Below are 25,413 nucleotides of genomic sequence, written 5' to 3'. Positions count from 1 at the left end.
AACGCTTGTGCCTTACTTTTTGCAAGAACATAAGAATATTCTAGAAGCTTGGGTAAATTCTTTGCCAGAAATCTCCTTAACTTACTTAACGGTGCTTGTCTCCAACTTTGTCAAGGCGAAAGCCCAGGTCGAGGCTCTCTGCTTGCCTCTTCAAGACATCGCTCTTGCCTCTGAATTACATTCCTTCCAAGCAATCCTTGCTTAGCTTTGCACAACTCCGGTGCCAAAGTGCCAGTACGGCCATCGCTGTTTGGACGGCTGCGTCGCGGGGCAACTAACCAACGCGATCGCCCCCTCCGTCTATCCCAACTTCGATCCACACTTTGGGGTTCTTGGCACGACCCCGCCTCACGGTACCCTATAGCGGCTAACGCAGCACCTTTAGGGGGCATATCTTGGATCTCCTTGTATGAGCGCCGCTCGTTCAAGACTGGCGCGTGACAGATTGGGGTTTATTTGCAACGCACGATCGTAGGCAGCAATTGCTTCTATTTTCTGATGCAGTCTGGCAAGCGTGAATGCTTTTTTCCACCAGACTTGCTCGATGAGAAATGTGTCCCGATCCATATCCGGTTGTAAAGCCGTTTCAAAACACGGGAGTGCTTCTTGATCACGTTGCAAGTACATTAGCACCAAGCCCTTGTCATACCAGGCTTCGACCTGCTTAGGGTGCATGCGAATCGCACTGTCGTAAACAGGTAACGCACTTTCCAAGAATGAACTGTTGGTTATCCCTTCTTCCAAAAGCAGATTGGCCTGATTCAAGAGCCGATAGTAACGAGCTTGATGAGCAGAGAGACTCTGATCTCCCCTTAATAATGGCCAAACAACCAGGGAAGGAGCGATCGCAGTGATGAGAAGGATGGCGACACGCGATGGTTTTACGGTTGCAAGGCTCAAGCGTACACCAGACAGCGCCTTCCAGAGTTTGGCTAAGTTAGAGATTGGGGCAAGATCAACCTGGCGTAAGGCTTGCAGTGCCGCTCGCGCGTCTGGATAGCGATGCACTACTTTGGGTGCCGTCATCGCCATCAACCAAGGTTTGAGCGCTCGTCCTTGCTTGGGCAGTTGCTCAAACGCAATGCTGTAATTTTCGTTGATAAGTCGCCCCACATCGCTCGATCGGGTGCCCGTTAGCAGACAGAGTAGCGTTACACCCAGACTGTACAAATCCGAGGCAACCGTTAGTTCACGGTTAAAGAGTTGCTCTGGGGGCATAAAGCCCATCGTGCCTTTGACCATACTGCTCACTGCCAGTTCGCCGCCACCCAAGCGAGCAAACCCAAAATCGACCAGATAGACGTTAAAGCTGTTTTGTCGATCGACCAGAACATTTTCTGGCTTGATATCACGATGAATGATCGGTGGCTGTTGCTGTTGCAGGTAGATCAGCACGTTCAGCAAGGCTTCGGCAATCTGTCGGACTTCACGCACTGTCCAGATACGGCGTTGTGCTAATGAGGGTGCTGGTTTGTATGCCTGCACCAAGCAGAAGCCCGTTGGTGTTTCAAAAGCGCTGAGAAAACTTGGAATACTGGGATGCTTGAGGCGTTGCAGCAGCTTCATTTCTTGCTCATACTGCTGATAGTCTGACCAGGTAGACCCCGCTTGAGCAAACTGAAATTGCTTGATGACGACGGCTGCTTGCGTGCCCTGATTGATTGCCAGATAGGTGACACGTCCATTGCTGCGGTTGTGCCCCAGTTCGCGATCGATCTGGTAGCCGTACTCTGTAAAGTCAGGAAAATCGCTCATGCGGTCTTAAGCACTGCCTGGGAATTGTTTAACTAGAGTTCCCGTTGCCACAAACAGAAACCGCAGCCGTCAGATCATTGCTCGCGACACCCGTGACCAGAACGGTTCAGGGGTAAGGTGAGCGAGGTTTGCGTACCCTGACTGTCCCATCGCTGGCGACGCGATCGCGGTCGCTCCTTGCCTGCAAGCGGAGACTGGGGACCGTGTGCCGTCCCCGCCATGATTGGCCGTTAAAGCGAAGCGCAGTCGCAGGGAGCCATCACGCTCTGCCCCAACGCGCTGACAGCAATTTTGCGCCTCAGCTTGACTAAAAGCAGCCAGATCACAGTCTGAAACATCTCCGAGGAAAGTTTTTAAGCGCTGTGCTCCTTCCTGGCCAGAAACGGTGTCAGACCCCGCCATCGACAGAGTCCAGTGGTTTGAGTTGGAAGTGTTTGCGCCCCAGCACCAACTCAAACGTATCACCCGGCTGGAGCCCCATTTGCTGGGTATACGCGGTCCCGATCAACAATTGACCATTCGCTTGCACCGTGATCCGGTAACGCGCACTGCGCCCATCTCGACCACGTTCAGCAGCTGGTTTGTCCAGTGCAATGCCTTCCGCTTCAATGAGAGCCTGCAGAAACTGCAGCAGGTTGACGCGTTCCCCGCCACCCTTCGTGACCGTGTAATAACCGCAGGCTTTCGCTTTCTGGGTCTTGCTCAGAGCCGCTAACGTCTTTACCTTCTGCAGTAATGCTGCGCCTGTCAGGGGTTCGCTCGTCTTCTGTTTCGCCATGCTGCTGCTTTATTGCCAAGAACCTGCACTCTTATCATGCTGGATCGTGGGTCACAATGATTGACTGAGTGCTGGCCGCGATCGCTGAGTGAACGGGGAAGTGAGTGGTTCAAGAGCAACCGGTTTTTTGGGGTGTACTAGTGGCTCTGGACCCGTTTTGGACTAATTTTGCTCAAAAGTGGGTAGTACAGCGGCGTTTTTACCCGTTTTCAGAGGCTGAAACCCTGATGCCACGTGGCACTTCTGCTCACCTTAGCAAGAGACCAACAAAATTAGCCCTGTTTCGAGCTAGATTCTAAAAGCCTCTCTATGAAGGGCTTTAGCACTCATATGATCAACTTTCGCACGTATCTCGGCTCAATGCCTATCTCAGCCCATTTAATGAGGGACAACCGAGCCGGCAATGGCAGATTCACTGCATTCGCTTTGCGCCCAATTGTCCTCAACAAAATCCCATTGAGGATGCGTAACTTTGAGCGAAGACCTAGATTCGCCATTTTTGTGGTTTAGCCCATTCGTTCCTTCAACTCAAGTGGTTGTTGGAGTGGTTTCTGAAAAATACCACCTTTAATTTTCCGAAGCTTCAAATGTACGGAGCTTTTCAAAAATCAAATAGGATTTCTATATGAATCGTTGTGAGCCACCCATAATTCCTATTTTATTTCTCAACTAATCGTTTAGAGTTAAGACAGCTATTACTAGAGATCTATCAGACATCGAGGGATTCTCGTATCTTCAGGTGCAACAAGTTGCTTGGGCATGGCAGACGCAAAGATAGGGATTGGAACCTTAATCAATAACCGCTATCAAATTCGGGACGTGCTTGGGCGGGGTGGTTTTGGGCGCACGTACCTAGCGTCTGATGTCGAGCGTTTTGATGAGCCGTGTGTTTTGAAAGAATTTGTGCCGACTCATACGAAACAGTATGCGGTACAAAAAGCACGGGAGCTGTTTGAGAGAGAAGCGAGGATCTTATACAAAATCAATCATCCTCAAATTCCGAGGTTTTTAGCACTGTTTGAGCACGATGAAAGTCTGTTCATCGTTCAAGAGTATATTAGCGGCAAGACGTACTTTCGGTTGCTGCATGATCGACTGTCCCATCAGCACCAACCCTTTTCTCAAGCGGAAGTGAGCCAATGGCTCCAGAGCCTGTTGTCTGTGCTGGATTATTTACATCGCAACGATATTGTTCACCGCGATATCTCTCCCGACAACATCATGCTGCCCGATGGTCAATGGCAGCCAATATTGATTGATTTTGGGCTAGTCAAGCAGAGGGTTTCGCAAATTTGGGAGATGACATCCGATCGCTCCAGTCCTCCGCCCGAAACGTCCTTCGTGGGTAAATTTGGCTATTCGCCGCCAGAACAGATCCGTATGGGGCAATGTTACCCCTGCAGTGACCTGTACTCACTGGCAGTAACGGCGATCGTGCTGTTGACGGGTAAAGAACCCGGAGGCTTAATTAATCGCTCCTTGGAATGGCAATGGCAGTCTCATGTTGAGGTTGACGATCGCCTGTCAACGATTCTAGACAAGATGCTAGCCGAGAAGCCGGATGATCGGTATCAATCGGCCTCAGAAGTCCTTGCCCTTCTACAGCCCCAACCGTCTACTTTTTCTGGAGAGAGCTTAGCGCTAACACTTGAGATTGAGATTGACGAAACCGATAAAAATCAGCAACTTGCTGAAATTGAAGAGACAGACTATTTTAAACAATTGCAGGCGCAGGCCGATTCCCTGAGGAATGAACGTTATACAGACCCTGATCTCGATACTTCGGTAGACTATGCGGCTGCCTTACTCGATACAGACGCTGACCGATCGACAAGTTCCCTTTTCGGTCAACTGCAATTTAGCAGCCAGGCTGAAGCGTTTTCCGATCTAGACCCAGCGTTTCTCAAGCAGTGCCAGCAAACCCTCAGCCAGTATATTGGCGTGGTAGCAACGTGTATTGTAGAAGACACCCTGGAAGATACCCCTGGTCTGTCCCAGGAGCAATTGATTGAGGCGCTTGCGGCTGAAATTCCTGATCCTCAACAATCCGCTGAGTTTAAGAAGAGTGTTGCCACGTCATTGGACACTCAATTCATGCCTAGATTAAGCCTTGAATCAGCAGAACCGATTGGAAGCCAGGACTTTGAGCCCTTGCCAATTGATACAGCGTTTGAAGGCGCTTTACCCCACTTAGACTCAACGGTTCTCGACCTGTGTCAGCAAGCCCTCAGTCGTTACATCGGCATGATGGCAAAGTGTATTCTAGAAGACACGCTGGATGATCACCCTGGCTTGTCTCAAGAGCAACTGATTGAAGCGCTTGCGGCAGAAATTCCTGACCTTCAGCAAGCGGCTGAGTTTAAGAAACGTGTTGCAACGTCACTGGCAGCCTTGTCTAAGAGTGAGACTCCCACCCAAGCAATGCAGTCAGGCAGAAAAATGGACAACCTGCCGCCGCAATCAACGTCCCATCAGTCGGGGAGTCAGACCAAAGCAGTGTCGTCGTCTCAACCCACCCCAACCTTTGCTAGCCAATGTCAACAAGAGCTAACCCGTTGTATTGGTCCGATGGCGAAATACATTGTGGAGGATACGTTGGAGCAAAACCCCCATCTTTCTGTTTATCAGTTGATTGAGACGTTAGCGGCAGAAATTCCGAATACCAAACAAGCAGCAGAGTTTCGTCAGCGTCTACTACTGTCACTAAACTCATAAACGACTCCGTAAGCCTGTAGTAAACTGAAGGCTAAAATCACTGTCCTGTATCCTGGATCATCAGCAACCGCCCAACCGTGTTAAAAGCAGAGATTGAAATTGGCACTGTCGTCAAGAACCGCTATCAAATTCAGGGGGTTCTGGGGAGGGGTGGCTTTGGGCGTACCTACCTGGCTTCAAATGTCGAGCGGTGCGGTGAAATGTGCGTCCTGAAGGTCTTTTTGCCGACCAATACGGATCAGGCCGCCATTCAACGCTCTCGTAAGCTCTTTGAGCGAGAAGCCAGGGTTTTGTACAAGATCAACCACCCTCAGGTGCCCAAATTTCTGGCCTGGTTCGAAGAAGCAGAACAGCTATTTATTGTGCAGGAATATATTGACGGTAAAACCTATTTCCGTCTCTTGAGAGAGCGGCAAAAGCAAGGCAAGCTCTTTTCGGAGTCGGAGATTACGCAGTGGTTAAAAGACTTGCTGCCCGTGCTCGCTCATCTGCATGAAAACAATATCGTGCATCGCGATATTTCTCCAGACAACATTATGTTGCCCAGGGGACAAGCGAAACCAGTTTTAATTGATTTTGGGCTGGTGAAGCAGAAGGTATCTCAGATCTGGGCCAATAGTGTCCAATCAGCCAACGAGTCAGAGCATCTGTCGTTTGTTGGTAAGTTTGGGTATTCTCCTCCGGAGCAGATTCGGGTTGGGCAGTGTTATCCGTGTAGCGACCTCTATGCACTGGCGGTCACCGCGATTGTGCTTTTAACAGGGCGAGAACCACTGGATTTAATTGATCAACGCTCCCTTGAGTGGCGCTGGCAATCCTATGTCAGCAGCACTTCCAGGCTCAGCCCGATTCTGAGCAAAATGGTGGCAGAGAAACCAATGGATCGGTACCAGTCGGCTCAAGAAGTGCTGTCGGTGTTGGAGCGATCGACCGAAGCTGGGTTCCAGAGTGCGATGCCGCTAGCAGCGGAACCATTCATGGCCAACGCTGTGAGTGACGCAGCACCGGGTTTCAACTTGAGTGCAGAATTTATCGAGCTTTGCCAGCAAGAACTCACTCAATATATTGGGCCAATGGCGAAGTACATTCTGGAAGAGATTCTGTTTAATGACCCAGAAGTGACGTCTAAAGAACTCATTGAAGCCGTCGCTGCTGAGATTCCCAATCCTGAACAGGCGACTAAATTTCGGCAACGTCTGCTGTTAGCGCTGCCATAGGGCTAGCAGTGCAGTAGGCCGATCAGTGGCGTTACCGCTCCTGAGAACTGGGTGGTCGATCGACACTACGATCAACGCTGCGACGGCTACTACGATACTGCTCCAGGCGCTGCATTGCCATCGTCAGGCTCATTTTCATACGCGAAAATGTTTCTGCCAGACTGCCCACTTCATCATTGGATGTGCGCTCAAACTCTGCCGCTGTATCGCCCATACTTACCGCTTCTGCGACCTTCGCCATTCGATTGAGAGGGCGCACCACATACCGTTTTAACCAGAAATTGACGACCAGAATTGTCGCGGCAAAGATCAGTAGGAAAACGCCGATCAACAAGAGAAAGGATTTTTGAGCATTTTGTAGCACGGTGGTAGCAGGAACAGAGATAATTTGTGCGCCCACCACTTCCTTGAGTTTCCAACCGAAGCCATTGGTCGCGCCATAGCGCTCAATCATGCTCTTGGGCGCAGCCTCGGGCGTACTGTGGCATTGCAAGCAACTGTCTTTAGAAATGGGAAGTGGACGCGCAATATAGAAGAGTTTGCCACTGGGAGAATCATGAAAGCCTCGCAGCTCTTTGAGATTGGCATCCTTGCGAAATTGCTCAACCAGCGGCGCTTCAAAGCTATCGGCTTTGTCTCTCAAATTGGTGGGATTCAGCGTGGCTTCTTTATAGAAAAATTCCTTGTATTCCGGATCAGTGCGCACCTTTTCGAAGACCTCCCGTGCTGAGTAGGACGGCACCGTTTGAGGTAAAAATTCCGTTGCTAATTTATCTTTTAACTCTGGTTTCACTTGCGTGTTGGTGTAATCTCGCACTGAAATCATCGTTGTCATGAGCATGAGTGCTTTTGACGTGACTTCATTTTGAGCACTGGTGTTCAGGATGCTCGATAGCGCGACACCACTGGCCACGACTCCCACAGCAAACACTACTAGCAAAAGGAGGGTCAGTTTTTGACCTAATTTAAAGTTGTTTAGAACCGATCGGAGAGGTTTGAGCATGGCTAATTCCATCAAGACGGTAAATGTTCACATCGAGGTACAGTGCTTCGACTGTTTTAAAGCAGCCGGGGCACTTCGTTCTGGCCTTCAGCTTTTCAACACATCAGGCAGCCAGAAGGCGATCAAAATCAAAAAACAAACCAGGCATAAGCCGACCGTGAAGAAGTCCATAATTGTTCACACCCTTTTCCATCAAACGTAAGTTTGTAAAATCATTCCAACTGCCGTGCGGCGAGTCGTGCAAACAGACCCCCTTCCTGCTGCACCAGTTCATCAAAGTGACCCATCTGCACCACGCGCCCCGCTTCCACAACGTAAATGCGATCGGCATCGCGAATCGTACTCAGGCGGTGAGCAATCACTACCCGCGTGGCATTCATGCGATACAGGCTCTCGGTAATCACCGCCTGTGTATTGTTATCGAGAGCGCTTGTGGCTTCATCCATCAAAATAATTTTGGGTTTGAGCACCAACGCTCGGGCAATTAACAGCCGTTGCCGTTGCCCACCGGAAAGGTTAGTGGCTCCTTCACTAATGACCGTGTGCATACCCATCGGCATTTGCTTGATGTCGTCAGCAAAGCCAGCGTTATTGGCTGCTTCCCACGCCTCATCCATCGTGACCAGTGCGCCGCCAGTGATAATTTCAAACAGAGAGCCGGTACTAATCCTGCCATTTTGCAAGACCACCCCTAACTGCCGCCGCACCGCGTTGACATCTAAGCCCGATAGATCTTGACCGTCATAGTAGACGGTGCCTGAGGCAGGTGTTTCAAACCCGAGCAGCAGTCGGAAGACTGTGGATTTACCGCTCCCTGACGGACCAACAACCGCTACAAATTCTCCCGGTTCAGCACGAATGGTGACATCATCCAGAATCAACGGGCCATCCTCGCGGTAGCGGAAGGTGACATGTTCTAGCGCCAATCGACCCGTCAGTCGCCCTGGATCGGTTTTGCTCGCATCTACTTCCGGTTCCGCCTTGACGATGGATTGTGCCCGCTCCCACAGCGGAATGATGTTCAGGGTGTTGATCAAGGTATTGCTTAAATCTCTTGCCCCTTGAATAAAAATGCCAAAGGCCGCATTAAAGGCCAGAAAGACACCTGCACTCAAACCCGTGGTGGCATCGCCACGCGACTGCTGAATAAAGAGAATCGCAAACCAGAAGAGAAGTACGGCGCTCACCGTGGGCAATACTTCATTGAACACAGCGACGCTATCATCAATCCGCTGGGATTTTGCCATCAGTTTTTTCTGATGACTATACTTCTTGCCCCAGTAGGCAAAGGCGCGCTCTTCAGCAGCAGCTACCCGCAGTTTGGCGACCCCATTAATCAGTTGCACGGTTAACCCCAGCAGTAACCCATCCAACTGTTGCAGGGGCCGCACCTGGCGCAGGTTGAGCATACTGGAGGCGATCGTCACAAAGACTGTAATAAAAGCCAGCACGCACGCAATGAGCGCGAGTTGCCAACTGTAGACAAACATGAGCCCCAGGTTGAGGAGCGCAAAGACGCTGCTAAAGACAGTGCGAAGAGTCGCCCCGCTAACCTGCCGCCGAATTTTGCCGACCGACAGCACCCGCGATTGAATATCCCCAGAGGAATACTGGCGGAAAAAAGACGGTTTGAGGCTGAGTAAGTTATCCCAGACTGCCGGTTGCAGCACCGCATCGGCAGCGGTTTCAACTCGCAAGCTGACCACGCCCCGTGCCATTTCAAAGGCGGTTTGACCGATCGCCACTGCAAACAGTGCGAGACCCAACTGCAAGAGCAGGCCGCGATCGCCATCAGGGATGGCGCTATCGATGAGAATGGCCGTTGCTTGCGGAATCAACATGCCGAGCAGGGTCGCTGCTAGCCCCGTCACCACCAGCAGGATGAGATCGAGTTGATGACCTTTGAGACTAAAGAACAGCAAATCCAGCGGACGCTTCACGCTGTCACCCAGCGGGCGATAGAACATGAAAGCCTCGGGAGCCAGCGTTGCCGCTACCTGCTCATCCACCAGAACCCGCTGTCGGCTGACGGGATCAAATAATTCATAACGACCGGCTGCGGCTGGCAGTAACGCTACTGGGTCGCGGTCTGGGTCGGTGTAGGCCAGCAGGGGACCGTTATCGCGTTGCCACCAGCGATGGGTCAGCAGCACTCGCCGCATCCGTAAGCGGGAGGCACGGGCGATCGCCTCTAGTGGATCTTTAACCCGATTGAGTGCTTCTGAGCGGGCTGGGGGTTGAATCGTGACAGCCATGGCTCTACCCACCGCACCGGCTGCCACAAGGAGCGGCGTGCCATCGGTAGGGAGCGCTGGTAGGCTCTGAGGCTGCAGAACCGAGGCGAGTGCGTCTAAGGTGGACTCGGTGACCTGACGATTCAGCACTTCTCGTTCTTGAAACCGCCGAAACGCTTCTGCTGTGGTCTGTTGCTCAATGATATCAAGGCAGTGAAGGAACTGCCCATGCAATTGGGTTAACCCCGCCAGCAGCGTTTCCAGATCCTCCAGTTCATTGGTTTCTAACAGCGCAATTTCGATCGTCGTTTCTGCTTGCAACCATAGACCCTGACTAAACGGCATCATCGCTGACGCAGACGTTAGAGGAGCCGTAGCCAGCCCCATCCAGCGAGCCGTACCCTGCTGCACCTGCACCCAGGCAACCGTGCCTTTGAACGGTTCGAAGGTTTGACCGGGCGTTAGGGAGAGAAACTTGCGGCCGATCGCGGGCACACTGACGGCGTCCGTTGCCATTAGTTTAAGGGCCGCACTCACGTGATTAATCCAGGTTTCTAGCAGGGAAATCGCATCCAGATCAGTCGTTGTTGCCGGATTGCCTAACTGCCAGATGGAACATTGGAGTAGCTCGGTTTCTTCAATAGCAACCGCCAAAAGACCGCGACCAGATTCCATGCCGCGATCGTCGGCTGTGCTAAACAGGGCTTCTCCTGCACTGGCATTGAAAAGATGGTGACGGGCACCGCTGGGCATGCCGTCCGCAAGCGCCACCGTAAAAACAGACATGGAGCCTGCTTTGATGATCCAGAAAGACTCCGGATCATCCAGCAGTACAGCTTGATTTCCCTGGATTGTGCGTAACTGCGGCTGCAACTCCGTATCGTCTAATTGCTTAAGCATGGCTCACCTCCTGCAATGCCCCGCCTTCACGGTGAATGAGGCGACCGTAGGCACCGCCTTCCTGACTTAACGACTCGTGGGTGCCGCGTTGCACCACCTTGCCCCGTTCCAGCACGATGATTTCATCACAATCTCGAATCGTGCTCAAGCGATGAGCCACCACAATGCAAGCACAACCCCGTCTGCGGAGGTTGCGATCGATGATTACCTCCGTTTCCGCATCCAGGGCGCTGGTCGCTTCATCCAGTACCAGAATGGATGGATTTCTCACCAGGGCGCGAGCAATTTCTAACCGCTGGCGCTGTCCACCGCTAATATTGGCACCCGCTTCGATCAACTCGGCATCATAGCCACCGGGCATCAGCAGTACAAGGTCGTTAATAGCAGCATCTTTGCACGCCTGAATGATATCGTTGCGCGGAACGGTGTCGTCCCAGAGCGTGAGGTTTTCGGTCACGGTGCCAGCAAACAAAAAGATATCCTGCTCTACCATCGCGACTGAATTTGCCAGTACCGATCGGGGTAGCTGTGATCGAGGTTTGCCATCAAACCGAATCTCACCATCCCAGGGTTCATACAGCCCACACACGAGTTTGGCTAAGGTAGACTTGCCGGAACCGCTGCCGCCAACCAGTGCTACCCGCTCTCCGGGCTTCACCGTGAGGCTGAAATTTTCAATCAACGGGCCATCCAGTCGGCTATAGCCAAAGGTGACATTGCTTAACTCGACAGTGCCCTGTAGGCGAAAGGAGTCTATATCAATCTGATAGGCGGTCTCTTTGCGATCGGCTTCTGGATCGACGGGGTTTTGCAAAACATCATCCAGGCGGTTGAGATCGCCTTCAAGCTCTTGCAGCGTACTGCCAAAGTTAACCAGGCTATTGACGGGAGCCAGAAAACTACCCATCAACAGTTGGAAGGCAATGAGCATGCCGATCGTCAGGTTGCCATTCATCACCCGCAGCCCGCCTACAACCAGGATGGAGGCCGTAATTAACGTGCCGAGCAGCGTGGGCAAGACCGAGAGGATCTGATTTTGCAGGGCAAGCTGCTGTTGTGAATTCACGGCTTTGGCATAGTAGCCAGCGAACTTGGCAAAGAGATCGGATTCCAGGCCAGAGGCTTTGACGGTTTCCATCGTTTGGATGCCGCCGATCGTGACCCCAGACACCTTGCCATACTCCTGTGCCAGACGCATGTTGGCATCCACACGAGAGCGAGAGAGTAACTGCAACGCCAGAACATTGATCCCGGCAAAGAAGAAGCCAATGAGCGTCAACACCCAGTCGTAGAAGAACATCAGAAGGGCATAGAAGACAATCATGACCGCATCAATGACGGTGGTGGCCAGCCGACCCGACAAAATACCCGCAACTTTGTCATTCATATCCAGGCGGCTGCTGATCTCCCCGGCAAACCGCTGGGCATAAAAGCCAACGGGTAAACGAAGCGTATGCCAGAGAAACTGACCCGACATGCCGATTGACAGCTTTAGCATTAATCGCCGCAGGTAATAGAGCCGCAGGCGAGCCAACAGCCCAATCAGGACCACCGTCACCAACATGCCCACCATCAGCAAGCGCAACCATTCCTGCCGACCCTGCACCAGCACTTCATCGACAAAGATCTGCGTGAATGCCGGGATTGCTAAGCGAGGAATCGTGAGCAGCAACCCTGCTAACAGACAGTACAACAGCGCCCCTTGCACCCCATTGAGACGACGACCCAAGCTTTCGAGGATGCTGGCTTTCCGTCCACCCTGGCTGAAATTAGGACCCGGTTCCATCACCAGCACCACGCCGGTATACGCCTGGTCAAATTCTTCTAACGAAACAGATCGGGGGCCTGTGGCGGGATCATTGAGATACACCTGCTCGGGCCCAAACCCTTCCAGTACGAGGAAGTGATTGAAATTCCAGAACACAATGTAGGGAGGACGCAGATCCTTCAGCGTGTCCAGCGGCTTTTGGAGACCTTTAGCTTGTAAGCCATAGTGTCTAGCTGCTTTCACCACGTTGGAGGCTTTACTGCCATCGCGTGAGACACCGCACTCCTGCCGTAGTTCTGGCAGTGGCACAATCCGACCGTAGTAGCCCAGGATGATTCCAAGTGCAGCGGCACCACATTCCACCGCCTCCATTTGCAGGAGGGTCGGCGTTTTGACCCTGCCAGAGACGTTTGGTTCGAAAAGTTTGAAACCCAGAATGCTTGCCATGTGACTGATGGATCTACGAGGAGGATGGGGCGATCACGAAGGCGAATCAACTATCAGTGACTGACTTCAGCAGGGGAATGATGTAGCTAATCGGGCTTTGCTCCCCGACTTTGACCCGCACAGTGGTGGTGGTGGCAGCCGAAAGCTTTTGTGCTGGGCCCTTTGAAGACGACCATTTGTAGCCGCTCTCCGTGGTGGGATCTTCTTGAAGCTGGGTGAACACTTCGATCGTGCGATCGCCCGACATCAGGTTTTTCACCGTTTCTTCATTGCCAATCAGTACCAACGCACCTTGAGGCGTAGCAGGTAGGGATGACACACTAGTCACTGAGCCCAGAACGCCACCAAAGCGCTCACGTTTGACGGTGCTGGGGGTGACCTGTACGGGCATGCCAGCCTTAATGCGCTTGCCATCTTGCACCGTAAAGTAGGTCACGCTGACCAACTTGTCAGAGGGCGTTTCGGCATTGAGCGTGGCGATAGTGCTGCCCGCTGCAATGACTTGCCCCGGCTTCACCGCAATTTCTTCGACTCTGCCGGTGTACCCGCTGAGAATTTTGCTCTTTTCCTTGATTTCTACTTCCAGGCGAGCGATGCTGCGTTTGACTTCTTGCAGCCGATTCTGGCGACTGCTCGTCGTCTCCAGGTTTTGCTGCGCTAAACCCGTTTCCTGGCTATCTAAGGCCCGTAATTGGGCGCTGATACCAGACATGTTGGTCAAGCTACTGAGATACTGACGCTCTGCCTCTGCTTCTTTGGTATCCAGTCGCTTCAATTGAGACTGGGCATCGGCCAGCGTTGCCTGGTTATTCAGGTATTCCTGCTGTGCCTGTAGCACCACTTCGCTAGACAGGGCACCTTCCTCAAAGATTTGCTGCCGTTTCTTGACCCGATCCTGTAGTACCGGCAGTAGAGTTTGCAGCGCTTGCACCCGCTGCTGCAAGCTTTGGCGATCGGCGCGCAGTGATTCCAGGTCTTTGTTTCGCAACACTGGAGTCAGGTTTTGCGCATTCTGTAGGCTTTTGAGCAGGGTCTGACGCTGTTGGGTACTGGACTGTCCTTCCCGCTCCATTCGCTGCCCCTGGAGGGCATTGGCTTGTCGATCTTGATCTTGCAGCTCTGAAAGTTTGCTGAGTTCTTGCTGTAGTTGCTTCTTCAGCTCCGGATCGGGATCGAGGGTGGCCAGCGTCTCACCCTGCTTCACCGCATCTCCCGCTTTCACATTGATGGTCAAGATCTGTCCGGCACCGGGTGTTTGCACCAACACCACTTTTTGAGGCCGAATCAATACGCCTTGCCCCGTCACAGTAATGGGTAGCCGTCCGACAATGCTCCAGACGATCGCCACAAAGGTGAGTCCACCCAAAGCCGCTAAGGGCAGCCAGGATTTCGGCCCAACCACTTGCATCAATTGGTCTAACTGCTCTGGAGACGATAAACGCGCCAGGGGTTCTTTCCTGAAGAGTTCACGCTTTTGGTCTAACATTTGGCATCACCCCAGTACAGTGCAAATTGAAATTAATCGTTAGTTACAGATAGTTTGATTGGCTTAACGGCATTCCGTATCCATGCCAAAAGCGTATGGCTTCTTGAAAGGATGCAATCATCGCTCACGCTCCTTTCACGTTGAGGCACTTCAGCAACCAATCAAAACGTGCGCCTGCTAAGGAGACGTGATCCAGCACATTGAAATCTAATTCTTCTTCATATTCGATGTTGTTATCCAACGCCTGACCTTCGTCGTAAGTGCGTCGGCCATAGCCCAATCGGCTGCTGATATCACGCAAGCGATTGAGGAGCAAGATTGAAATGACTCGATAAAAGTGAGAGGCAAATACCTCATCTTGATGCAGCTTGACCACTAACTGCTGTTTGGGAACCATCAAGACCAGAGAATCTTCGTGCGCTTTAATGGTGGTTTCAGGTGGGCGATCGTCCACAAAGGGCATTTCACCGGCAATATCGCCGCGCAGCAAGCGAGCAATTTCACGACCGGGGTCTTCACTGCTGTCCAGGGAGGCAAAGACGATCGCCAGGGGATTGTTGTCATTGTCTGAGATCGAAACCGTCATGGTGCCATTGAGCAAGATGTACAGCCCGTCCACCGGCCGACCCTTGTGGATCAGGATTTTGCCCGCCGGGATCTCTTCCCGCTGCCCAGCCGCAATAATCCAATCAATATCGCTATCGCTCAATTCGCCAAACACAAAGAGGACTTCTCGAATTTGAGCGCTTTGGGCAAAGCGGCTATAGCCAAGCTGGTTCACGACAGACCGCAGTCGGTTAGAAAGCAAAACGGCGATCGCGCGGTACAAATGAGCGGCAAAACTCACATCCTGTTGCAGTTTGGCGACGATTTGACTTTGTGGAATCGCTAAAACGAGTGAATCTTCCAATGCCCGAACAATGGTAAAAGGCGCACGGGAATCGAGAAAGCATTCTTCACCCACCAGTTCACCGCTGGCGATGCGAGCAATCTCTCGTTCCGTGGTTTCCCGACCTTCCAACACTGAGAAGGCAAGGGCTAACGGATCGCTTTCCGCCTGGGGAATCCCAATGGTTAAGGCTCCTTCTAGAAGGAGATAGAGGGTATGAGCGGCTTCATTTTGCTGAAGCAAGACCTCGCCTGCTGCAATTTCCTCACGCTTGCCGGTAGCGATCATCCAGTTAATGTCGCTGTTACTTAATTCTTGAAGTAGAACTTCTGTCATAACCAATAACGCCTTATGGTTTACTCACGACACGAGGATGCATAGTTGCTGCGAACGACCGACGAGGCAAGGATTTTGTGCAGACAAGCTTCAGAAGCGCCACAGGCTGCAGGGGGTGTTTTACAGTGCGTCAAAGCAGTGAAGCGATCGTTAAAGCAAAGAGATCAAACAATTCACCAGCAATCTGCAGGCACAAGACTGCGACGATTCATTGGGAAAATGCTGTCTATGGAGCAGCCGTTAACGATGATGAGACGCTGACACAATGCGTCACAGCAGCAGCGATGGCTCAACCATGACCAACCAGAGGCTGATGCAACGGCGGCTTGGCGACACCACCGCCAGCTACGGCTTCTAAGGTTTCATCCGATATTTCTGTTTCAGCAGTTGAGGTTGCCCCGGTGGCTGCGGTGACATTCTCTAGCGTTCTGCTGGGGTGTGCTTGATTGTCGCTGGCACGATCGGTAGACATAGATGCTCCTCCTGGTCTTGGTAACGGGAATCGGGTGGGACTCAATCAGGAAACGAATTCTGCTTCTTTGAACGCTGCCACCCATACGGGTGATGAAGAACGATCAAAAATGCGCCAAGGGCACGCTTCTACAACAGGCAAAGGGAGTATGACATGGCTGCGTTCTTCACACGCTGCCCTCACTACTAACAGCACCGATCGGACAACCATGCTGCTTGTGCGATCAGGAACGAAAATTTGGCCCATAGTGATTAAAGCCTTTTTTCGTCAGTTTTGAAGCGTTTGTAATGAAGCATGAACTCTCATCAAAGCATGAATGAGAAGAAACTAGAATGCTCAACCGATTAGTATTGGTTGTATCCAGTACTATAGGGAATCCCCAAAATAATGTAAATATAGAAAAATTCAGGAAAATTGAGGTTCTTGGCAAAAAAGTTTGCCTGATCGCGCTTCTCTCTCACCGACAATTCATTCTGGCTTCTGACTCAAGCATTTTTACCTTGCTAAGCAAAAATTAACAAATCTTATTTAGCTCCTATTGATGCACTATTTATGCTTTTCGGAGTTCAAGCCTATTTTGCTGTAAAACAAACTCGCTGTAATTTGATAAATCACTAAGTTCAGTCAAATTCAGAATGAGCTCAGTCGCTAACCAAAGAATGAGGTGTAGCAGTAGTTCTTTCCAATGTACTCGACGGTTCATAGGTGCCTCCCAAGCTAGAATTTTTACTTTTTAAAAGGTTCGTTTAGGTCAACTAAAGCAATGTAAATAAGAGACTGGCCGTCTTTTTTAGGCTATCTTTAGTAACCGTTCTTAAGGTCTCAAGGTAACAATATGCTTAAGGCTTCATTCCCTTGCTGCCGTCACTGTATGCCTGAATCAGCTTGCTCACAATCTAGAAGTTGTGAGCTAAATCCAGGAGTTGAGTTGAGTGAAGACAAAGGAGAAAAACGACGATTACTCAGAAAAATTCAGAAAAATTCAGGTAATGCTCAGAACCGCGATCGTTTGCTGGAATGAAGCGGCGATCGTGTGTAGTCCTGCTGAGGATTCAAAGCATCCTTTCGCCTGACCAAAACACATCCTGATCGATGCCATTCCTGAATTTTACTTAGGTTACCTGTATGGTCATACTGGTTGATATTTCTTATAGTGATTGCAGCAATGGTTGCCTGCGCAGTGCTACTAGTAAAATCAAGCCAAAAATGATATAAGCCAAACAGGTTTCCGCTCAAGAGCATTGCTTCTGATGGAATTGATTATGACCATGCAGGATGTGGCAGGTTGAATTCTTTTTTGCAGAACTCCATCACTTTTTACATTGAGGTGCGTCATGTCCCAGATTGTGTCTATTCACTCCTTTCGAGGCGGCACTGGTAAATCAAACACAACAGCTAACTTAGCAGCGATCGTAGCTGGCATGGGAAAGCGAGTGGGGATCGTTGATACCGATATTCAATCACCCGGTATTCATATTCTGTTTGGTCTGAATGTTGAGAAGATTAAGCTCACTTTAAATGATTATTTGTGGGGTCGTTGTAAGATCGAAGACTGTGCTTACGATGTCAGCCCTGAAAGCATTAAACAGGCAAAGGGCAATATTTTTCTGATTCCTTCTAGCGTTAAAGTCGGTGAAATTGCTCGTGTTTTGAAGGATGGTTATAACGTGCGTCTGCTGAACGATGGGTTTCGGCAACTGATTCGCAGTCTCAATTTAGACTATCTCTTTATTGATACTCATCCTGGGATTAACGAAGAGACCTTGCTTTCCATCACCATTTCAAACACGCTCGTTATCATTCTGCGGCCCGATCGTCAGGATTTTCAAGGCACTGCCGTCACTGTAGAGTTAGCCCGGAAATTGAAGGTGCCGAAGATGTTGCTGTTGGTGAACAGAGTTTTACAAAGTTTGAATTTTGACGAGGTGCGGCAACTGGTTGAAAAAACCTACAATTCGCCTGTTGCGGGCGTGTTGCCTAACTGCGATGAAATGATGAAGCTTGCCAGTAGTGACCTTTTTTGCTTGCGTCACCCTGATCATTTACTCACTCAGGAACTGCAAAAGGTAGCGAATCAAGTGTTGCAAGAAGATAAGAAACCGCAAGCAACTCCTTCTGTGTTGTCTAAACTCCGGTGGCCTGGTCGTTAATTGGGATAGCACCCTTGGATACCACCAGACGGGCACGGAGGGCTGAGATACTGGCAGCCTATGGGGCTGTCGTTGGACAAGTAGAAGAACTGCTTGTCTATAGCGATCATGCGTTTGCTCAACAGCATCTGGAACAGGCTCTAACGCTACCACTAGAGCCAGAATCGCATGTGGCGACCTGGCAGCAATATGCTGCGATCGCGCAAGAAATTGGCGCGTTTGAGGCATTGAAACAACGACTCGTACAGCTACAGTTTCCTATTCAGGCGGGCATCAGCCAAACGGATGCCTATCGGGCTGCTACACGCAAAGGTATTTCTCCGACTGAACTAATTGAAGCAACAGGTTTGGTTTTGCAACAACCAGACCAACTAGAGCTGGTGATTCATGAGAGCCTGGCAGGAGCAATCCCAGTCCTGATGGTCAGCCAGCGGGAGGATTTTGTTGCCCTGGTGCAGGCGCTGGCACTACGCAATGAACCAAAGCCAGTACTTGACTCGATGGGAGCCTGTATCGTTTCCGGTTTCAACAACTGGGATCGGATTCGTCAGTATCGCCAACAGTGGGAAACGACCAACCCGACTGCTTGTTCTGAGAGTGATTGGGTGGCAGAATTCCAGCGTGTGGCACCGCAAAAAGCACTCTATCAAGATCGATTCATCATTCTTAGTGATGGTCCCTATAGTGCTGTGTCAGCGTCTGCTATGGGGTTGCCAGAGACAGACTGGCAACGCCTCTCGTCGATCGTTCGTCTAGAGCATGAGTGTACCCATTACTTTACCTACCGCGTGCTGGGCTCTATGCGCAATCATCTGTTGGATGAACTCATTGCTGACTATTGGGGCATCGTCGCCGCAGCCGGACGCTATCATGCTGACTGGTTCTTGCGGTTTGTCGGTCTGGAAGCCTTTCCTCCTTACCGGGAAGGCGGACGGTTGCAAAACTATCGGGGACAGCCGCCACTTTCAGAGGGTGCCTTTCAGGTGTTAGGGGCACTGGTGCAGGCGGCAGCAAGGAATTTAGAACGCTTTGATGTGCAGTACAGATGTGAACCTAATCAGCCTCGGCAAGACGCCTTAGTCACGATCGCGCTCACACAGTTAACCCTGGAAGAACTGGCCTCAGACGCAGGAGTCCAGCTAATTCAAGCCGCTTACTCTGTACTCATCACGGGTCTATAAACGTACGACGCGATGGATGACTTAAGTTTTGTAGATCCCATGAATCCAGGGAAGAATTTGTTGAAATTCCTCCCTGGATTCATGGGTTAGCCAGATGATTAACGCTAAAGGATTGGAAAAAGTCATCCATCGCGGCAGAAAATCAGAGAACTGTGCTCCTTCACCCGTTTGCTTCAACGACTCCGCAAGCAATCCGTGACCCTCCGGCACCACCAGTGACGCCCGTTGTCCCCCGGTCTTCATTTGCATGGACAATGATAGCACTGCCATTGTCGTCAAAGAGGCTGAGTGGACCAGCAGAGAGCGTGATACGGCTTGTGGTATGTTTGACCTTCGCTATACCCTGATCATTCGCTCGCAAGTTTGGAAGATCACCCATATGAAAGGGATGATTGGCATCGGGATCGGAGTTGCCATTTGGACCTGGATCGTAGTGCCCGCCTGCGGCTGCAAAGCTAGGCTCGCATGTTCCATTCTCATGGATATGAAAGCCGTGTAGCGTGTTTGGCGGCAGACCTGTGACTTCGGCGATGATCTGGACGGTGGGCAAAATGCCTTCGCGGGTTTGGATGAACAGCACATGTCCAGAGATGCCGGAGTCAGGTGCGCCCTGAAGGTTGACTTGGGCACGCAAAGCGCGATCGGAGGCATTGGCTTGATGCGGCAAGAAAATCAGTGTCACCGCTAAAAGCGTACCAAGAGCTAAAAGCAAAAGAGGTGCGATTTTTTTCATGGTGCGTGGTGGGTGGGTAGCGTACACGGGGTGAGTCGATCAACGGACAATTGGGATTGATTGGCGTGGACTAGATCAAAACATGAAGCGATGTAGATCAATTTTATTCGCGTGATGAAAATTGTACCAGATCTGGCCTCATCTAATTTGTTGGGCGGAGCAAACCCTTTGCCAGAAATGTGCCACGGGTCGAGCCAGGTTAGCGATCGTTAACCTGGCTCTTCAGTCGATTGATGTGGTTGACTCGCCAGCAATGCTTCATTAGTAATGGACACGTACTCACACGCCAGCCTGGATAGTTGAGTTGGTGAATCGATGTCCCTTTAAGGCAAGCAGAGACTGTAGCTTGAACAGCGTGGCTAATTCGAACCTAGGGGAGAGATGGCTTGTTGACGCTCACTGCCACACCTGCACCAATGCCAGCGCCAACAGACGCAAAGCCATTTGAGAAAGCACCTGTGAAGGCTTTTGTATCTGTGAAGGCCAGTTCACTGCCCTGAGCTACTGTACCAATATCGATAGTGACTCCAGCAACGCCTCCAGCGACCGCTTCCAAATCTTCTTCGGAAAGCTCGATGCTGGTATCTTGGGATTGAACGAGGTTGTCTGACATGATCATTCTCCTGTAGTTGTGTAAGGGATTAAGTTTCTTGATTGCGGTTCTCTGAAAGTAGTCAGCGAGTTTCTTCCTGTCACTCCAGAAGAGAAACCCGCTTGCTTAAGTAGGTTCTAGCCAGCGATCGATGCGGAGTGAGCTTGACCGGTAGCAAGGTTGAAGTTAGGCACCGAGATGCTTTGTGTATCAGAGCTGTTGACGGTAGCCGCGAAGTTCTTACCAAACGCAACGCCAGTGGCATCAGCGATAGAGAGAGCAACGCCACCAGCGACGCTATCTAAATCCTGTTCCGAAAGTTCAATGCTGGTGTCTTGAGTTTGAGCAAGTTTGTCTGACATGGTAGTTCTCCTGATTGTGTTTTGGATTGTGTTTTGGATTGTGTTTGGAAAAAGCTTTGAGAGAGTAGTGAAACGAGTGCTAAGGTCTAGCCAGCGATCGAAGCGGAATGAGCCTGACCCGTAGCGAGGTTGAAGTTAGGCACCGAGATGGTTTGTGTATCAGAGCTGTTGACGGTAGCCGCAAAGTTCTTACCGAACGCAGTACCGGTTGCATCAGCGATGGAGAGGGCAACGCCACCGGCAACGCCTTCTAATTCGTCATCTGACAGTTCGATGTTGCTTACTTGAGTTTGAAGCTTGTCTGACATGATGGTTCTCCTGAGGTTGTAGTTAAGTAGAGGTTGAATCGGCAGTGGTTGGGTGAACCGCTTGATTCAGTTGATGTCCTTACTATAGGAGCGTTTCAGGCTGCTCACAATCTAGGAAAACTGAGGTAAATCCAGGAGTTAAATCAGATTTAAGGCTTTGCAAAACTAAGAGGAGTTCAGAAAAGTTAAGGTGCGCCTTTGCCCCCTATACCAAAGCAAAACCCTCACCAATGGGCGAGGGTTTTTGATACTGCAAGCATTCGTTTGAAGCACTTGTTTATGGATGAGTCGGCTTAGCCAGCGATCGACGCAGAGTGTGCTTGACCCGTAGCAAGGTTGAAGTTGGGTACTGAGATGGTTTGGGTATCGGAGCTGTTGACGGTAGCGGCGAAGTTCTTACCGAAGGCGACGCCAGTGGCATCAGCGATGGAAAGGGCAACACCACCAGCAACGCCGTCTAGCTCGTGCTCGGACAATTCGATGCTGGTGTCTTGGGATTGAACAAATTTGTCTGACATGATGGTTCTCCTGGTTATGTTGTGAATTGGGGTGAAGTAAGGATTGAAGCGGTTCAAGAAGCGAGGTCTAGCCAGAGATCGAAGCGGAGTGTGCTTGACCGGTAGCAAGGTTGAAGTTGGGTACCGAGATGCTTTGTGTATCGGAGCTGTTGACGGTAGCGGCAAAGTTCTTACCAAACGCAACGCCAGTGGCATCAGCGATGGAAAGGGCAACACCACCAGCAACACCTTCTAATTCGTCATCCGACAGTTCGATGTTGCTGACTTGAGCTTGTACAAGATTGTCTGACATGATGCTTCTCCTGAGGTTGTAGTTAAGTAGCGGTTGAATCGGGAGTGGTTTGGTGAACCGCTTGATTCAGTTGATGTCCCTACTATAGGAGCGTTTCAGGCTGCCCACAATCTAGGAAAACTGAGGTAAATCCAGGAGTTAAAACAGATTTAAGGCTTTGCAAAACTAAGAGGAGTTCAGGAAAGTTAAGGTGCGCCTTTGATTTCTATGCCAAAACAAAACCCTCACCAAGGGGCGAGGGTTTTTGATAATGCAAGCATGAGTTGTCATTCAATTTAAGCGTTCGGTGTGTGAAAGAGTGCCTTGAGAAAGAGCGTGTGAGTCAGGCCATAGAGGCTCAAAAAAGCGATAAAAGTCAGCATAAAGACCTCCCAGAGGTGTTGTGAAGGAATACACCCTTGCCAAAATGACAAGGGTGACTTCGAGGTATACGTTTGTCATTGCAAGGATTTAGCCAGCGATCGAAGCGGAGTGTGCTTGACCCGTAGCTAAGTTAAAGTTAGGCACCGAGATGGTTTGTGTGTCAGAGCTGTTCACAGTAGCCGCAAAGTTCTTACCGAACGCGACGCCAGTAGCATCAGCGATAGAGAGAGCAACGCCACCAGCGACGCTATCTAAATCCTGTTCCGACAGTTCGATGCTGGTGTCTTGAGCTTGAGCAAGTTTGTCTGACATGGTAGTTCTCCTAAGGGTTGTGTGTGGGTTGAGATGAAGTAGGGACTGGGAAAAGTGAAAGAGGGGCGGTCTAGCCAGCGATCGACGCAGAGTGTGCTTGACCCGTAGCAAGGTTGAAGTTGGGTACTGAGATGGTTTGGGTATCAGAGCTGTTCACGGTAGCGGCGAAGTTCTTACCGAAGGCGACGCCAGTAGCATCAGCGATGGAAAGGGCAACACCACCAGCAACGCCTTCTAATTCGTCATCCGACAGTTCGATGTTGGTGTCTTGAACTTGAGCAAGATTGTCTGACATGATGGTTCTCCTGAGGTTGTGGTTGAGTAGAGGTTGAATCTGGAGTGGTTTGGTGAACCGCTTGATTCAGTTGATGTCCCTACTATATGAGCGTTTCAGGCTGCCCACAATCTAGGAAAACTGAGGTAAATCCAGGAGTTAAATAAATGGCAAGACAAGGAGGATGTGAGAGGAATTGAGAATAGTTCAGAAAAGTTCAGGTTCTACACTTTCTTGCCTGAAAAGAGCGCTGATCAGCCGATATGGATGATATATTTTTGCAACCAAGGTTCATTTCAGTTGTCAATGCCCTTAAACTGCCAGTTAAGGTATCAAGCACTCGCAGTGGCAACCGCGCTCAACTGACCTTGAGTTAGCTCAACGCTTGTGTCTGCTCTCTTACCCAGTCCAGCGTTGCTGTCGGGCCTGTTCACCTGATACAGCAGCATGTCCATTAACTGAACCGTGTTCCGATTTTCGTCATTCGCTTTTTGTGATTAAATGTATGCGGTTACCCCTTCGGTTGCGTCATCTGCTGCTCACTCAATTATTTCTGCTACCAGCTTTAGCCTTTTCAAGCTGTAGCCAAAACAGTTCTGAGCCGGTCGAAAAATGGGTTGTTGGGCTGGTCAGTTACGATACAGGCGCACAATCGTTAGACAAATATCAAAACTTTAAAGAATACTTAGGCAAGCAAACTCATAAAATTATTGAACTTGAACCAGCACTGAATGAATTGCAAGCAGTGCAACAGATTAATAACAAAACCTGGTCTGTTGTTTTCGCGCCTCCCGGTTTGGCAGCGATCGCGATCGGTAAAAATCAATATACGCCGATCTTCCCGCTCCAGGGTTTGAAGAATCTACGCTCAGTACTACTTGTCCGCGATGACAGTCCAGTCAGTACTATCGCAGACTTAGCGAATAAGGTTGTGGCGCTGGGGCAACCAGGGTCTGCCTCTGGCTATTATTTACCCCTCTATGATCTCTATGGTTTAACGCTCAAAGAGATCCGCTTCTCACCGACTCCAGCAACAATTTTGGAGTGGTTAAGCAAGGGCACGATCGACGCCGGAGCGTTGTCTGAAGAAGAGTTTCAGCAGCATCGAAACCAGTTTGGCACCACAAAATTTCGCGTGTTGCATACCAGTCGTCCAGTGCCTGCGGGTGTTGTTTTAGTCAGTCCAACCGTCGATGCCAATGCTCAAGAGCAGATTAAAAAAGCCATGAATGAGGCTACTGGAAGCATTGTCGAAGATGCGGGTTACATTCCCAATGTCAAAGTGCCTGACTATAGCCAGTTTGTGAAGCTGGTCGAGAAAGTACGCCCCTTGGACGCTCAAGTGAAAAAGAAACCGGCTGTGTTGGAATTCAATCAAACGAGTGCGGCTACACCACAGCCTCAGTAACGTGTTTTTCCTGTCTGTCAGACGCTTAAGTTAATTGAGGATAGTTAATATGTCTATGCATAATCGCTTACGGGTCAGTCATCTTGTTGCCGCTTTTGTGACCTCGATCGGTACGAGCGTTCTGGTAGGAGTTCCCGGTTGGGCAGCCACATTCTCCAGTTCTGAAGCCACCTTTGAAGTCAACAACTTTAGTGTGTTGCCGCTGGATGTTACTGCTTTACATGATGCCAAGACGCAAGTCATTGCTCCTGATGGGTTGGTTAAGAGCAATGCTGATGCCGATGCACTATTTCTCACCGATGCCTTAAATCAATCCAGTTCACGGGCGAGTGGCTCGTCTTCTAGCGTTGTGAGTGGCAGTGGCAACAGCTACTTTGGCTTCGCTCAGAGTATTGCACAAGTGGTGGGCTACTCCTTTCAAATCGGTCATGGAGAGACCTTTTCGTTTGATTTCACTAATTCATTAAACTTACAGACTGCGATCGATCAACCGGGGATTGAGACGGCTACTGCGATCGGTACGATCGGCTTGGGGTTATTTGATGCGGCTGATCCAAACAACCTGACCCTCCTGGACTTTTTAACGATCGCGGGTAGCTTAGGAACGCCGGGTAACAGTAATGCTCTCACTGTGGATCAAAGCGCTGGCATTACGTTCAGTACCAGGCAAACCGCTCTCAATAGTGCTTTAGATGGTAAGCAGGCCTCTGCATCGGCTTCAGTGCAGGGCAGCCTTTCGCATTTCTTTGCTAATCCCACATCCCTGCTGTTAGTTGAGTATGGTTCAAATCAAGCCGCTGCTGCTGTTCCTGAACCATCCAATGTCTTAGCGTCCTTAGTTTGTCTTGGCTTGCTGGGTCTCCGGTTCTGGCGTAAACCCAAGCTGAAGCAACCGTAAAAGGTATGAAGACTGCTGTTAA

General features: G+C 50.5%; 25 protein-coding genes. 8 read left to right on the top strand and 17 right to left on the bottom strand.

The window, feature by feature from the left end; genetic code table 11:
• Together C7B82_RS33105 and C7B82_RS32110 are read left to right on the top strand one after the other, a co-directional pair.
• Positions 1–205, top strand: a 205-nt coding sequence (locus C7B82_RS33105; RefSeq protein ID WP_219904164.1) for a hypothetical protein, incomplete at its 5' end; no start/stop codon positions are given.
• Positions 206–220: 15 nt separating this feature from the next.
• Positions 221–364 (top strand): hypothetical protein, encoded by a 144-nt coding sequence (locus C7B82_RS32110; RefSeq protein ID WP_181357413.1) that lies wholly within the window; start codon positions 221–223, stop codon positions 362–364.
• 17 nt (positions 365–381) lie between these two features.
• On the opposite strand, the gene C7B82_RS08865 is transcribed toward C7B82_RS32110, so the two are convergent.
• The 3 genes from C7B82_RS08865 to C7B82_RS08855 form a co-directional block, all read right to left on the bottom strand.
• Positions 382–1,755: a protein kinase domain-containing protein gene (locus C7B82_RS08865; protein WP_106255936.1), complete on the bottom strand. Its 1,374-nt coding sequence runs from the start codon at positions 1,753–1,755 to the stop codon at positions 382–384.
• Positions 1,756–1,829: 74 nt separating this feature from the next.
• Positions 1,830–1,976: a hypothetical protein gene (locus C7B82_RS32105; protein ID WP_181357412.1), complete on the bottom strand. Its 147-nt coding sequence runs from the start codon at positions 1,974–1,976 to the stop codon at positions 1,830–1,832.
• Between the two features lie 167 nt (positions 1,977–2,143).
• Positions 2,144–2,533, bottom strand: a complete 390-nt coding sequence (locus tag C7B82_RS08855; RefSeq protein WP_106255934.1) for an AbrB family transcriptional regulator — start codon at positions 2,531–2,533, stop codon at positions 2,144–2,146.
• Positions 2,534–3,292: 759 nt separating this feature from the next.
• On the opposite strand from C7B82_RS08855, the gene C7B82_RS33100 reads away from it, so the two are divergent.
• Together C7B82_RS33100 and C7B82_RS08845 are read left to right on the top strand one after the other, a co-directional pair.
• Positions 3,293–5,248: a serine/threonine protein kinase gene (locus C7B82_RS33100; RefSeq protein WP_219904162.1), complete on the top strand. Its 1,956-nt coding sequence runs from the start codon at positions 3,293–3,295 to the stop codon at positions 5,246–5,248.
• 77 nt (positions 5,249–5,325) lie between these two features.
• Positions 5,326–6,465, top strand: coding sequence for a serine/threonine-protein kinase (locus tag C7B82_RS08845; protein WP_219904160.1), 1,140 nt, complete (start codon positions 5,326–5,328; stop codon positions 6,463–6,465).
• A 31-nt stretch (positions 6,466–6,496) separates the two neighbouring features.
• Here C7B82_RS08845 and C7B82_RS08840 read toward each other — a convergent pair whose 3' ends face one another.
• The 6 genes from C7B82_RS08840 to C7B82_RS08810 all read right to left on the bottom strand — a co-directional run bounded on the left by C7B82_RS08840 (position 6,497) and on the right by C7B82_RS08810 (position 16,000).
• Positions 6,497–7,468, bottom strand: a complete 972-nt coding sequence (locus C7B82_RS08840) for a Tll0287-like domain-containing protein (RefSeq protein WP_106255939.1) — start codon at positions 7,466–7,468, stop codon at positions 6,497–6,499.
• Positions 7,469–7,680: 212 nt separating this feature from the next.
• Entirely contained in the window at positions 7,681–10,602 is a 2,922-nt protein-coding gene (locus tag C7B82_RS08830) for an NHLP bacteriocin export ABC transporter permease/ATPase subunit (RefSeq protein WP_106255931.1), read from the bottom strand.
• Positions 10,595–12,817: an NHLP family bacteriocin export ABC transporter peptidase/permease/ATPase subunit gene (locus C7B82_RS08825; protein ID WP_106255930.1), complete on the bottom strand. Its 2,223-nt coding sequence runs from the start codon at positions 12,815–12,817 to the stop codon at positions 10,595–10,597. The genes C7B82_RS08830 and C7B82_RS08825 overlap by 8 nt, the downstream gene beginning before the upstream one ends.
• A 46-nt stretch (positions 12,818–12,863) precedes the next feature.
• Positions 12,864–14,303 (bottom strand): NHLP bacteriocin system secretion protein, encoded by a 1,440-nt coding sequence (locus tag C7B82_RS08820; RefSeq protein ID WP_106255929.1) that lies wholly within the window; start codon positions 14,301–14,303, stop codon positions 12,864–12,866.
• Between the two features lie 124 nt (positions 14,304–14,427).
• Positions 14,428–15,528, bottom strand: a complete 1,101-nt coding sequence (locus C7B82_RS08815; protein ID WP_106255928.1) for a cyclic nucleotide-binding domain-containing protein — start codon at positions 15,526–15,528, stop codon at positions 14,428–14,430.
• Between the two features lie 289 nt (positions 15,529–15,817).
• Positions 15,818–16,000, bottom strand: a complete 183-nt coding sequence (locus tag C7B82_RS08810) for a hypothetical protein (protein WP_106255927.1) — start codon at positions 15,998–16,000, stop codon at positions 15,818–15,820.
• A 1,334-nt stretch (positions 16,001–17,334) separates the two neighbouring features.
• Between C7B82_RS08810 and C7B82_RS08800 the strand changes: the two genes are divergently transcribed.
• Together C7B82_RS08800 and C7B82_RS08795 are read left to right on the top strand one after the other, a co-directional pair.
• Positions 17,335–18,150 (top strand): MinD/ParA family ATP-binding protein, encoded by an 816-nt coding sequence (locus C7B82_RS08800; RefSeq protein WP_106255925.1) that lies wholly within the window; start codon positions 17,335–17,337, stop codon positions 18,148–18,150.
• A gap of 14 nt (positions 18,151–18,164) precedes the next feature.
• Positions 18,165–19,331, top strand: a complete 1,167-nt coding sequence (locus tag C7B82_RS08795) for a DUF7005 family protein (protein ID WP_106255938.1) — start codon at positions 18,165–18,167, stop codon at positions 19,329–19,331.
• 160 nt (positions 19,332–19,491) lie between these two features.
• Here the strand turns inward: C7B82_RS08795 and C7B82_RS08790 are convergent, their stop codons facing one another.
• The 8 genes from C7B82_RS08790 to C7B82_RS08755 form a co-directional block, all read right to left on the bottom strand.
• Positions 19,492–20,064 (bottom strand): superoxide dismutase family protein, encoded by a 573-nt coding sequence (locus C7B82_RS08790; protein WP_106255924.1) that lies wholly within the window; start codon positions 20,062–20,064, stop codon positions 19,492–19,494.
• A gap of 370 nt (positions 20,065–20,434) precedes the next feature.
• Positions 20,435–20,677, bottom strand: a complete 243-nt coding sequence (locus tag C7B82_RS08785) for a hypothetical protein (RefSeq protein ID WP_146141103.1) — start codon at positions 20,675–20,677, stop codon at positions 20,435–20,437.
• Positions 20,678–20,793: 116 nt separating this feature from the next.
• Entirely contained in the window at positions 20,794–21,018 is a 225-nt protein-coding gene (locus C7B82_RS08780) for a CTB family bacteriocin (protein WP_106255922.1), read from the bottom strand.
• Positions 21,019–21,104: 86 nt separating this feature from the next.
• Positions 21,105–21,326, bottom strand: a complete 222-nt coding sequence (locus C7B82_RS08775) for a CTB family bacteriocin (RefSeq protein WP_106255921.1) — start codon at positions 21,324–21,326, stop codon at positions 21,105–21,107.
• 293 nt (positions 21,327–21,619) lie between these two features.
• Positions 21,620–21,844, bottom strand: coding sequence for a CTB family bacteriocin (locus C7B82_RS08770; RefSeq protein ID WP_106255920.1), 225 nt, complete (start codon positions 21,842–21,844; stop codon positions 21,620–21,622).
• A 67-nt stretch (positions 21,845–21,911) separates the two neighbouring features.
• On the bottom strand, positions 21,912–22,136 hold the full coding sequence (locus tag C7B82_RS08765) for a hypothetical protein (RefSeq protein WP_106255919.1): 225 nt from the start codon (positions 22,134–22,136) through the stop codon (positions 21,912–21,914).
• Between the two features lie 450 nt (positions 22,137–22,586).
• Positions 22,587–22,811: a CTB family bacteriocin gene (locus C7B82_RS08760; protein ID WP_106255918.1), complete on the bottom strand. Its 225-nt coding sequence runs from the start codon at positions 22,809–22,811 to the stop codon at positions 22,587–22,589.
• Between the two features lie 70 nt (positions 22,812–22,881).
• A complete protein-coding gene (locus C7B82_RS08755) occupies positions 22,882–23,106 on the bottom strand; it encodes a CTB family bacteriocin (protein WP_106255917.1) in 225 nt (74 codons plus the stop codon).
• Between the two features lie 484 nt (positions 23,107–23,590).
• Between C7B82_RS08755 and C7B82_RS08750 the strand changes: the two genes are divergently transcribed.
• Positions 23,591–24,493: a phosphate/phosphite/phosphonate ABC transporter substrate-binding protein gene (locus C7B82_RS08750; protein WP_106255916.1), complete on the top strand. Its 903-nt coding sequence runs from the start codon at positions 23,591–23,593 to the stop codon at positions 24,491–24,493.
• A gap of 49 nt (positions 24,494–24,542) precedes the next feature.
• Complete coding sequence (locus C7B82_RS08745; protein WP_146141102.1) at positions 24,543–25,391, top strand: hypothetical protein; 849 nt, start codon at positions 24,543–24,545, stop codon at positions 25,389–25,391.
• Positions 25,392–25,413: the final 22 nt, after the last annotated feature.

It is taken from the genome of Stenomitos frigidus ULC18 (genome assembly GCF_003003795.1).
Classification (GTDB): domain Bacteria; phylum Cyanobacteriota; class Cyanobacteriia; order Leptolyngbyales; family Leptolyngbyaceae; genus Stenomitos; species Stenomitos frigidus_A.
This window is presented reverse-complemented; position numbering and strand designations above follow the sequence as displayed.

Coding starts and splice junctions, on each gene's coding strand:
- C7B82_RS08865 (WP_106255936.1), bottom strand. CDS start 1,755: ATGAGCGATTTTCCTGACTTTACAGAGTACGGCTACCAGATCGATCGC.
- C7B82_RS32105 (WP_181357412.1), bottom strand. CDS start 1,976: ATGGCGGGGACGGCACACGGTCCCCAGTCTCCGCTTGCAGGCAAGGAG.
- C7B82_RS08855 (WP_106255934.1), bottom strand. CDS start 2,533: ATGGCGAAACAGAAGACGAGCGAACCCCTGACAGGCGCAGCATTACTG.
- C7B82_RS33100 (WP_219904162.1), top strand. CDS start 3,293: ATGGCAGACGCAAAGATAGGGATTGGAACCTTAATCAATAACCGCTAT.
- C7B82_RS08840 (WP_106255939.1), bottom strand. CDS start 7,468: ATGCTCAAACCTCTCCGATCGGTTCTAAACAACTTTAAATTAGGTCAA.
- C7B82_RS08830 (WP_106255931.1), bottom strand. CDS start 10,602: ATGCTTAAGCAATTAGACGATACGGAGTTGCAGCCGCAGTTACGCACA.
- C7B82_RS08825 (WP_106255930.1), bottom strand. CDS start 12,817: ATGGCAAGCATTCTGGGTTTCAAACTTTTCGAACCAAACGTCTCTGGC.
- C7B82_RS08820 (WP_106255929.1), bottom strand. CDS start 14,303: ATGTTAGACCAAAAGCGTGAACTCTTCAGGAAAGAACCCCTGGCGCGT.
- C7B82_RS08815 (WP_106255928.1), bottom strand. CDS start 15,528: ATGACAGAAGTTCTACTTCAAGAATTAAGTAACAGCGACATTAACTGG.
- C7B82_RS08810 (WP_106255927.1), bottom strand. CDS start 16,000: ATGTCTACCGATCGTGCCAGCGACAATCAAGCACACCCCAGCAGAACG.
- C7B82_RS08800 (WP_106255925.1), top strand. CDS start 17,335: ATGTCCCAGATTGTGTCTATTCACTCCTTTCGAGGCGGCACTGGTAAA.
- C7B82_RS08790 (WP_106255924.1), bottom strand. CDS start 20,064: ATGAAAAAAATCGCACCTCTTTTGCTTTTAGCTCTTGGTACGCTTTTA.
- C7B82_RS08785 (WP_146141103.1), bottom strand. CDS start 20,677: ATGTCAGACAACCTCGTTCAATCCCAAGATACCAGCATCGAGCTTTCC.
- C7B82_RS08780 (WP_106255922.1), bottom strand. CDS start 21,018: ATGTCAGACAAACTTGCTCAAACTCAAGACACCAGCATTGAACTTTCG.
- C7B82_RS08775 (WP_106255921.1), bottom strand. CDS start 21,326: ATGTCAGACAAGCTTCAAACTCAAGTAAGCAACATCGAACTGTCAGAT.
- C7B82_RS08770 (WP_106255920.1), bottom strand. CDS start 21,844: ATGTCAGACAAATTTGTTCAATCCCAAGACACCAGCATCGAATTGTCC.
- C7B82_RS08765 (WP_106255919.1), bottom strand. CDS start 22,136: ATGTCAGACAATCTTGTACAAGCTCAAGTCAGCAACATCGAACTGTCG.
- C7B82_RS08760 (WP_106255918.1), bottom strand. CDS start 22,811: ATGTCAGACAAACTTGCTCAAGCTCAAGACACCAGCATCGAACTGTCG.
- C7B82_RS08755 (WP_106255917.1), bottom strand. CDS start 23,106: ATGTCAGACAATCTTGCTCAAGTTCAAGACACCAACATCGAACTGTCG.
- C7B82_RS08750 (WP_106255916.1), top strand. CDS start 23,591: ATGCGGTTACCCCTTCGGTTGCGTCATCTGCTGCTCACTCAATTATTT.
- C7B82_RS08745 (WP_146141102.1), top strand. CDS start 24,543: ATGTCTATGCATAATCGCTTACGGGTCAGTCATCTTGTTGCCGCTTTT.